Here is a 9,243-nt window from a genome sequence, read left to right on the forward strand (position 1 = left end):
TCAGCATTGGGCAATCTGTCGCCCGCCGTCTATGAACGGAAAATGGCAGTGCGTGAACCTATTGTTGTGTCCGAAATTTCTTGACCACCGCAGCTATAAGTGACAGTCGCGGCGCCGTTTAAATAGCGGACCCGATTGCCAACGGCATCATAGCTATAGGCTAAGCTATTGGTACTGCGCAGTTCACTGGTCAGGCGATGGAGTTCATCGTAGCCGTAGCTGACAGCCGTATCCGCTTTTTGAGGGGCAGCGATCCCGGTAATTCTGCTAGCCGCATCGTAACTGACAATCTGCGGCTCGCCGTTCAATGTATAGCTTGTAACGCGACCATCAATGTCGTAAGTACGGGCATATCGTTGGCCATTCCCAAAAATGAACGACTGCACGGCGCCCACGGGAGTATAGAGAACGGCACTGGCCAGCACCTCAATCTTTCCGTCCTTACCGGTACGGATTTCGTTGATATTTCCAATCGGATCCCGCAGGTAATCTACACTGCGCCCGCTGGGATAGTCGAGACCGGCCAAGCGCCCTGCGCCATCATACCGATAGCCCGTCACATAAACTTTCCCATCGATTTCCCGCGCTTCCCTAACAACGCGTCCATGCAAATCGTAGGAGTATTGCGTGCTGCCGCTAATGTCGCGAATTTGGGTCAGATGACCAAGGCCATTTTCTCCCTGGTCATAGACATAGATCGCAGCAGTTCCATCGCTATAGCTGACCTCGACCACGCGATCTAGCTCGTCATACCGGTATCTAGTAACTTGTCCTTTGGCATCTGTACGAGTCTTGACGTTACTGCTCTCATCATAGGTGAGAACAGTCTTACCCGTATCCGGGCTTATTTGCTGGATTAAATTCCCTAAGCCATCGATGGCAAAGCTGGTTTGCAGACGGCGAGCATCGCTGACCTGACTGATGCGATCCTGCCCATCGTAGCCAATTTCCGTCACACCATTCTTGGCATCGACAACCTTTGTCTGCCGCCGTAACTGGTCATAGGTATATTTGGTCGCACGGCCCAATGGATCAATGACCTGTACTACATTGCCGACCTGATCGTAGCTGTACTGGGTAGTCGTATTCTGTATCTGGGAAGTGGCGGAAGCGCTGAGCAAACACAGCAATGCGCCACACATCACTGGAGACGACAAGCACATCTTCATGGCGATTCTCCCGTGACTTTCTGCACGCGATTCAGGGCATCATAGGTCCGGCTGATCTGGCGCGTGAGAACCCCGTTGGGATCCTTGATCTGCTCACTGATCCGGTTGCCCATAGTGTCCAAACCATAGTTGATGCTGTTGCCCAGATTGTCGGAAACGCCTGTCAGACGGTGGGCGGCATCATAGCCATAGCGTAGGCTGCTGCCATCGGCCATGCTGATTTGCACCAACTGGCCCACCCCATCATAGCTGTATGTCGTCAGTTCGCCGCCTACCGAGCGCGAGGCCAACCACCCGCGCGGCGTATAGCTCAGTTCCGTGACCAAGCCATTCGGATCGCTCATGCGGCCGACGCGACCATGGGCGTCATGGCGAAAAAACCGGGTAGTGTGGCCAACGGCGTTACGTATGCTGATCAAATTGCCGGCGCTATCGTAGGCGTAGGCCGTGATGTCGTTGACATCGGTACGCGGACCGTCGATGGTAAGAACTTGGCCAACGGAAGAATATGTGTAACGCCAAACGCGGGGTGATCCCAATGCAGCAGCGGAAAAGCTTGCTGCGCCATTGGTATCGCTGGTAGCCTGCAGCGATTTGCTGAGGACATTTCCCCGCTCGTCATAACCATAGCTGGTGATGAGCTTGGGTTCGGCTATACGTAAAGGGAGGCGAAATTGCGCATGCCATTCCGTGCTAATGGTTCTAGCCTCCGGCTTGCCCACGGCTTCGGTTCGGCGAATTTCAAGATTTCGTGAAAGATCATAAGCATAGCTGCTCGTGGTGTAATCGAAGTCCCGAAAACCTGTCAAATTGCCATTCGCATCGTAACTGGCCACGGTTGACGCGGCAGGCATGCCCCCGGTCGCCGGCTGCGTCACCCCAAACATCTTTTTCACGCCCAAGGCTTGTATATGGTCATAGATACGCTGAGTACCCAGGGGGTCTGTCACGATCGTCCGGGAACCAGCCGGGTAAGCGACCAGATATTTTTCGACTCCGCCGGCATGCTCTGTCGCTATCGCACGAGTAGCGCTGTTATAGGTGAAGCTGGCATAGCGATCACCGTTTTCATCAACAATGCCGGTGAGCACAAAGGGCTGCCTGGTGTTTCCCGTCCTATCCAGTTCGCCATACAGATAACGCTTCAACTTCCCATCGGGGTAAGTTACCGATGTGATGTTGCCCGAGGCGTCATAGGCGTATTCATATACCCCGCCCGCCGGGTCGAACATTTTGACGAGCCGGGACCGTGGATCGTAAATGAAATTCAGATGGTTACCGAAGGCATCGGTAACGCCGATTAGCAGACCAGGTTTCGGCGCGATATCCTGAGAAGTGGAGGTGTCGCTATAGGTATAACGGGTAATCTGGCCGTTACGGGCCGTCGAGCTCAGAAGCAAGCCGTTCCGGTCATAAATTTCAGAAGCATCCGTTTGGCCATGCCGCACTTGCGAACCTGCCCAAGAACCACCGGCCTCAAAGATATCGGTCACTCGGTCGTTCACATCTTTAGGCGGCAACATATCGCTGCTCGAGCCGAAGCGCAGAAGGCGGCCATTGCTGCGGCGAAGGGCAAAATCATTCGCTTGCCGCCGACCAGCGTAGGTGTAGCACCATTCCTCTCCAGTGTTGGCACTAACGCTTTGAAGGCAGCCATTGGGTGGAACTTGGTCAAAGCCGGACCTGCCGAAATTGATGCCAAAAGCTGTATGGTTGTGCTGCCACTGCCGGGTATCGCTGCGATAGGTTCGAATAAAGCTGAGCGTGCCCAGATAATTTTGGTAATCGACCTCGACCTGCTGCTTGATGCCGGCTGTGATCAGTATGGGATTGCCGGCCGTGGGCGAAACGCGCGGATCGCAGGTATCGCAATCGGGTTCTGGCTGCTCCGGGCGAGAACATAGGCCGGGATTGGTGCTGAGTGTTACATTGGACCAGCTTTTTGGGCAGTCGTAGTAAATGCTGTCGGCATCGACGATGTCCTCGAAAACCTGGTCAGGATACGGCGGATTGCGCGTGATAAATCCGTATAACCCCTCAAGCTTCCACACGCGCTCCCCTGTCTCGAAATACTCTTGCGAGAAGCGGCCATGGCAATTCAATCTGCGCGGATTACCTACGCAAAATTGGCGCGCGTGCTCCTGAATCGCAGCATCGCGGTCAGTCATGTAACCCGCCTGGGTCAGGTACAGTTTTCTAGACTGGACAAACTCATCTGCGCGGGAGTGCCCCACAATCGCCAACAATGCAAGAATCAGTATGAGCGTAAGTCGAAGGCGCATATTTCCCCCCAAAGCATGAAGCCCTAACGATTCAATATAGGCAGGAACTCTACGATAAAAATTCTCCAATTCTCACCAAATCTCAAACACTTGTGCTAGCCAACCGGAACGCCAGCGTACCCGAAGAGAGCATGCGTGTTCAATCATGCGTTCTTACTCTGCTCAGCAGCAGAAACACCAGCAGCGCGGTTATGGCTGCCGCCACCGCCAGCATCAGCAATTGCCAGCGGAACGCCTCCTCGTAGGCTTGGCGTAAAGCAGCGCTGCCCGCCGCGGGCAAATGGCGCAAGGCATTTCCCATATCGCCCATGACCAGGCGGTTCGCGGCTGCGGCCCACTCACCGCCCGCCCCTGCGCCGGATGGAGCCGCCCCCGCTAAACCGAGCAGCTCGGACAGAATACGGGCCGATAGCGTGGCGTCGACTACCGCCAGCGCAATCCCGTCGCCCGCAAGGCGCATCGCATTGAAGATGCCGGCGGCCATGCCGGCACGCTCCTTGTCGACCACGCTGACCGCCAGAGCGTCCATTACGCCCCAGGGCAAAGCAATACCAATGCCGATCAGCGCCATCACCAGCAAACGGCTTGCCCCATCGCTGGCGATGCTGTGGCCCAGCCAGGCCAGGCCCGCTGCAGCGATAAGGAGTCCGATCCCCGACAGCGTACCGACATCGATCCAGCGCGCCAGCTGCCCGGCAATAAAGGGCAGAATCAGCAAGGGCGCGGACAACGCAATCATCATCCGGCCGGCGTCCAGCACGCTATAACCTTCCACGCCGATAAAGCGCGCCGGCAAAATCACGAGCAAGACGATGTAGGCGTAAGCCGGTGCGACCGCCAGGACCTGCACGCCGACAAAGCGCGCATTGGCGAACAGGGAAAGGTCGAGCAAAGGCCGGAAGTGGCCCTTGCAGCGCGCTGGCCAGGAGGCCGAGTTGCGGCTGGCGGCCGGCATGACCAGCAACCATGTCGAGACCCTGCTGTATATGGCCAGGCAGGGCCACGGCATCGCGTGCCTGCCGGATTTCGCCGTCCGGCAAGCCCTCGCCGACGGCGCGCTGGCGACGGTACTCGATGATTGGACGAGCGCATCCAGCACCTTCTGGGTCCTGTGGCCCTCCAACCGCCAACTGCTGCCGCGCGTGCGCGCCTTTGTCGATTTCAGGGCGGAACACCTGCTCGCGGCGACGCCCTGATTTTCCGGCGCCCACGACCGGCGTGGCGGCGATCCTTGCGACGAACGCATCGCAACCGTTCTTACGTTCAAATAAGTAGTAACGATGGGGAATCGCACTGCACCACAAAGAAAATCCGACAGGCGCAACCAAACTTCACATTATCCAGAAATGTGGTGTAACGTTAAAAAAATGAAAACACGGGAGGATTCCAATGTCGCTCAATGAAGTGTTTGGCCAAGCCTGGACCCGCAAGCACGATAATCCACTGTCCCCCAAAGTCCCGTTGGCGCCACGGATCACGCATCCGGTTGGTTTAGCCGATCTGGTCAACCTCTGCGCCACGCACGAACCCGATCAGCATCTGCACGCCGCAGGTAGCCATTGGGCACTCTCCGACGCTGCCATTTCCGACCACACCTTCATTGAAACCCACGATCCCAACGGTATGCACCCAGCCATGGGGAAGACACTTTACGACGTCATCCCGAATTGCATGAACGACGCCTTCATTACCGCGCTCGCTAAGCGCAAGGTGAAACCGTTCGACACCCAAACGGTTTCCGAGAACGAGGGGCTTTACCCGGTTCATATCGAAACCGGAAAACGAATCTACCAGGCCTACGCGGAATTGGATGGAGGCGATACAGCCCCACAAAGTCTCGCCAATCTGCTTGCCGATAACTTCGGCAATCCCGATTATCTCGGCCCGTGGGCATTCAGGACGCTGGGAGGAGCTGGTGGGCAAACGGTGTTCGGCGCTTTGCATACTGGCACCCATGGCGGTGATATCAACATGCGGCCGATTGCTGATTCGGTCATGGCGCTCCATCTGGTGGTCGACGGTGGACACCACTTTTGGATCGAACCGCATTCGTTGCGGTTTCCGATTGAAGCGCATCTGACAGACGAGAGCAAACTGAAAGCCTTTTACGGCAAGGACGAATTCGGCGGCCCCAACAACTTTACCGTACTGCGCAATGACGACCTGTTCGATGCGGTCTTAGTCTCAGCCGGGCGCTTTGGCGTCGTCTATTCGATCGTCATTGCGACAGTGCGACAATATACATTGCACCAAGAGCGGCGCCTGACGACCTGGGAAGCCATCAAATCGCAGGTAAAGGATACGGCTAGCCCACTGTACACAACCATGGCGGACCCACTACAGTCGCGTAATAGGTTCCTGCAAATTGCCATCAGCGTCACACCGCACGGCCACTTCAAGCTGCACCAAGCGGGCGTCACCAAGCGCCGTAATGTCGCCATGGCCGTCGTCCCCAACTCGACAGTTCCGGCCGGTCGCGCCGAGCGGGTCGGTGCCATCATCAATTTGCTCGATCCGCAAATTCAGGGGCCACGCTTTGCCGCCGCCGGCGCCAGCCACCCGTATGATCCCGACCCGGCACATCCAGGCAAGGCTGCGCCGGCCGACTTTCTAGAATTGGCTTGCTCCGACGCCAATTTTATTGCCGGGGTGATCAAGACAGTCATGCAGGAACTGAAGGATTTCATCTCCAGCAATGGCAACGATATAGGCTGGGGCATCGCCGCTGTCGCCGCCGTTGGCGGCGGCGGCTTATTAGCCTTGCTCGCGGCCCTGTTTCCCTTCTTGGCCATTCTCGCAGCACTAGCGATTTCGATCGAAAGTAATGCGGCGCCTCGTTTTGGGCAGGTCATGAACCAGATCAGAGTTGCACTGCTGAGCGATCCAGATCCCCAAAAGCGCCAGGCCGGTCTGCTGATCTGGCAAATGATTTCCGCTTCGGTATTCGAAAAGCAACAGGGCAATTCGGACTACGAGGCCATCAGCTACGCGGTGATGGATACGCATGATTATCTCGATTTGAGCTGTAGGGTGAATGTGCAGTCGATTGAAGTCTTTTTTGATGCAACCGACCCACTGCTGACCGCTTTCGTCGATGCGCTGCTGACATTCGAAATCGGCCAGGAGGTCACCAGTGGCCGCGCCTTCGTCGGCTACATTTCTCTGCGCTTCATGGGACCGACGCGCGCGCTGCTCGGGCCGCAAAAGTTTCCGGTGACCTGCGCCGTGGAGGTTGCCGGCCTGGCCGACGTGGCCGGAACCAAGGAACTGATCGATTTCGCCGTTGCGCTAGCACTCGATCCCAACGTCAACGGAATCCTGCATTGGGGACAACGCAATGACTCAAACCGGGCCCAGATCGAGGCGCGCTTCGGCGATCCAGCCCCCAATAAGGCAAGTGCGATGGCGACATGGCGAAAGGCGCTCAGGGCGCTAACCAATAATGGCGAGCTCACTGGATTCAGCAGCGAATTCACTCGTCACACCGGGCTCGAGCCTTTTTAACCAATGCCCAGAGAGAGAGAGAGAGAGAGAGAGAGAGAGGCTATCTGACCATGTTTACGTTAATTAATTTCTACGGAAAATGGGATATCGAGATCCTGTCGAAGCAATCCCCTTATGACATTCAGCTCGAAGTGCGTGGTTCAGGCGGCCTGATCGGCGGCGGCGTGTACGGCCAAGTCGGGAGCCTAGCGCATGTTAATGGCCCTGATTGGCACATCTCCTTTGAATGGAGTAAACCAGGCGCATTTCTCTGGCACGCCTGCGAGGCAAAAAAACTGGAAGCGGCTTACCCCACCGACAAGGGCCTCGTCGTCACGGTGGGCGCGCGCCCGGACCTACCTACCGAGGCAGGCAAATCCTACGATCATTTGGTGATTCGCTTACGCAATAAGGAGCCCCTGCTTAATCCGTTCATCCCCATCACGACGATTCCGGATTTTACCTACAGACGCGGAACGATTCCGCATCATCGATCATAGCCGCGGCGCTGTCAGCAGCCGCGATGGTTGAATCAAGGCACCCGTTCCGGCATGGCCAATTCGACGGCTTCGCGGGTCTTCCAGGGAGTGCGGCGGTGGATCATTTCTATCAGGCCGCCAACGAGCCAGTACCAGTTAAAGGTTGATCTAATTTAGAAAAGCCGGGCACTTTCGAGTGCTAGTTTGGTCCTATCCTGCACCACGTAAGGAGTAGATCATGAGGCGAACGCTTCACTCGGTGAAGCAGATCACCTCGGCGCCTCGCTTGCAAAGGCATCGATCCCCGTCAACTCTGCCGATAGCGCCCACAGCCGTTCAGCCTGTTCCAGATCGACCGCATGCGGCCGCACCCCAACGAAGGATGGCATTGCCCCTTCATCCAGCGTAGCGACCTCGCAATCCTCGCAATACACGCCGCCCAGACCTTGCAGCTGCGGCGAGCTGGCGGCCCATACCTGGGTCGCCGCGCCCTGCTCGATTGTCTTGAAGCTTGGGTCGGCGGGCTTACCCGCGCCATCCATCCAGCCGGCGGCCACCATTTCCTCCCGCGTCAGATGGCGCTGGAGCGGCGTGAAAATTTTGCCGGGATGAAGGGAGAAGGCGCGTACGCCCTCGCTACGCCCCAGCCGGTCCAGATGCACGGCAAACAGGGCATTGGCGGTCTTCGATTGTCCGTAGGCCAGCCACTTGTCGTAGCCATGCAGGAACTGCACGTCCTCCCAGCGCATGCCGGACTGGTGGTGTCCAGCCGACGAGACCAGCACCACCCTGGCGCCACCCCTGAGCGCCGGCCAGAGCAAATTGACCAACGCGTAATGCCCAAGATGGTTGGTGGCAAACTGCGCCTCCCAACCTGGCCCCACGCGGGTCTCCGGACAGGCCATGATGCCGGCGCTGCCGATCAGCATGTCAATGTGCAGGCGGCGGGCCAGGAAACCTTGGGCGAAATCGCGCACGCTGGCCTGGTCGGCAAGGTCGAGCCGCTCCACCTCCGTGTTAGGGAGATTGGCACGGGCGGCCTCCACATCACGCGCGGCAACAATGACCCGCGCACCAGCATGCGCCAGCGCGCGCGTCGTTTCCAGGCCAAGGCCCGAATGACCGCCGGTGACGAGGACCGTGCGGCCCGAGAGATCACGCCCGGCAAGGACCTCGGCTGCGCTGCTGCGCGCCCCGAAACCAGAGTGGATGGGAATCTGTTTGCTGGTCATGAAGCGTCCTTATGCAGATTGAGCTGGAATCGGGGTAAAACCGTTCCTTGCATTATCCCGACTGGACTTCGGACTATGAATGCAGCAAAATCCGATTTTCTATCGAGATCATCCAGAATGATGGATCCCCTATCCGAAGTCCTTTCCCTGCTTGGCGCCCAACGTTCCGTTTTTGCCGGTTTGAGAGCCGGTGGCGACTGGGCCATCGACTTTCCGCCGCCCGACGGCATCAAGTTCAATGCCATCGTCGAGGGCGGATGCTGGTTGGCGGTGGACGGCGTGCAGCAGCCGATTCGCCTGGAGCAAGGGGACTGTTTTCTGCTGACGCGCAAGCGGACGTTTTCGCTGTGCAGCGATCTGTCGCTACCGGCGGTTCATTCCGATGAGGTCTATTGCCATGCCCAGAAAGGGATTGCCCGCTGCGGCAGCGCCGATGCGTTTTTTCTGATCGGCGGACGCTTCGCCTTTGGTGAGGAAGCCAACCTCTTGTTTGCCAGCTTACCGTAAGCGTAAAGCCAGCGCCGTCTTGAGCCCAGGGCTGAATTGATTGATGATGACATCACACCGCTGGGAAGCGGCGTGTTTTTTAAGCCGAGGG

The 9,243-nt window shown here is 57.5% G+C and carries 8 protein-coding genes; 4 read left to right on the forward strand and 4 right to left on the reverse strand.

Annotated elements, in window-relative coordinates:
• Positions 1 to 29: 29 nt before the first annotated feature.
• From FHS03_RS27620 to FHS03_RS27630, 3 genes are all read right to left on the reverse strand, one after another.
• Positions 30 to 1,169, reverse strand: coding sequence for an RHS repeat domain-containing protein (locus tag FHS03_RS27620; protein ID WP_183444120.1), 1,140 nt, complete (start codon positions 1,167 to 1,169; stop codon positions 30 to 32).
• Entirely contained in the window at positions 1,166 to 3,337 is a 2,172-nt protein-coding gene (locus tag FHS03_RS27625; protein ID WP_183444121.1) for an RHS repeat domain-containing protein, read from the reverse strand. Before FHS03_RS27625 ends, FHS03_RS27620 begins: the two co-directional genes overlap by 4 nt.
• Positions 3,338 to 3,590: 253 nt before the next feature.
• Positions 3,591 to 4,406, reverse strand: a complete 816-nt coding sequence (locus FHS03_RS27630; protein ID WP_183444122.1) for an MFS transporter — start codon at positions 4,404 to 4,406, stop codon at positions 3,591 to 3,593.
• Between FHS03_RS27630 and FHS03_RS28345 the strand changes: the two genes are divergently transcribed.
• The 3 genes from FHS03_RS28345 to FHS03_RS27645 all read left to right on the forward strand — a co-directional run bounded on the left by FHS03_RS28345 (position 4,387) and on the right by FHS03_RS27645 (position 7,434).
• Positions 4,387 to 4,647 (forward strand): LysR substrate-binding domain-containing protein, encoded by a 261-nt coding sequence (locus FHS03_RS28345; RefSeq protein ID WP_229426471.1) that lies wholly within the window; start codon positions 4,387 to 4,389, stop codon positions 4,645 to 4,647. The genes FHS03_RS27630 and FHS03_RS28345 overlap by 20 nt on opposite strands.
• 193 nt (positions 4,648 to 4,840) lie before the next feature.
• Positions 4,841 to 6,955, forward strand: coding sequence for a hypothetical protein (locus FHS03_RS27640; protein WP_183444124.1), 2,115 nt, complete (start codon positions 4,841 to 4,843; stop codon positions 6,953 to 6,955).
• A 50-nt stretch (positions 6,956 to 7,005) separates the two neighbouring features.
• On the forward strand, positions 7,006 to 7,434 hold the full coding sequence (locus FHS03_RS27645; protein ID WP_183444125.1) for a hypothetical protein: 429 nt from the start codon (positions 7,006 to 7,008) through the stop codon (positions 7,432 to 7,434).
• Positions 7,435 to 7,682: 248 nt separating this feature from the next.
• Here FHS03_RS27645 and FHS03_RS27650 read toward each other — a convergent pair whose 3' ends face one another.
• Positions 7,683 to 8,645 (reverse strand): SDR family NAD(P)-dependent oxidoreductase, encoded by a 963-nt coding sequence (locus FHS03_RS27650; protein WP_183444126.1) that lies wholly within the window; start codon positions 8,643 to 8,645, stop codon positions 7,683 to 7,685.
• A gap of 75 nt (positions 8,646 to 8,720) precedes the next feature.
• Between FHS03_RS27650 and FHS03_RS27655 the strand changes: the two genes are divergently transcribed.
• Complete coding sequence (locus FHS03_RS27655) at positions 8,721 to 9,152, forward strand: cupin domain-containing protein (RefSeq protein WP_229426472.1); 432 nt, start codon at positions 8,721 to 8,723, stop codon at positions 9,150 to 9,152.
• Positions 9,153 to 9,243 lie beyond the last annotated feature (91 nt).

It is taken from the genome of Pseudoduganella violacea, assembly GCF_014191875.1.
Classification (GTDB): domain Bacteria; phylum Pseudomonadota; class Gammaproteobacteria; order Burkholderiales; family Burkholderiaceae_D; genus Rugamonas; species Rugamonas violacea_A.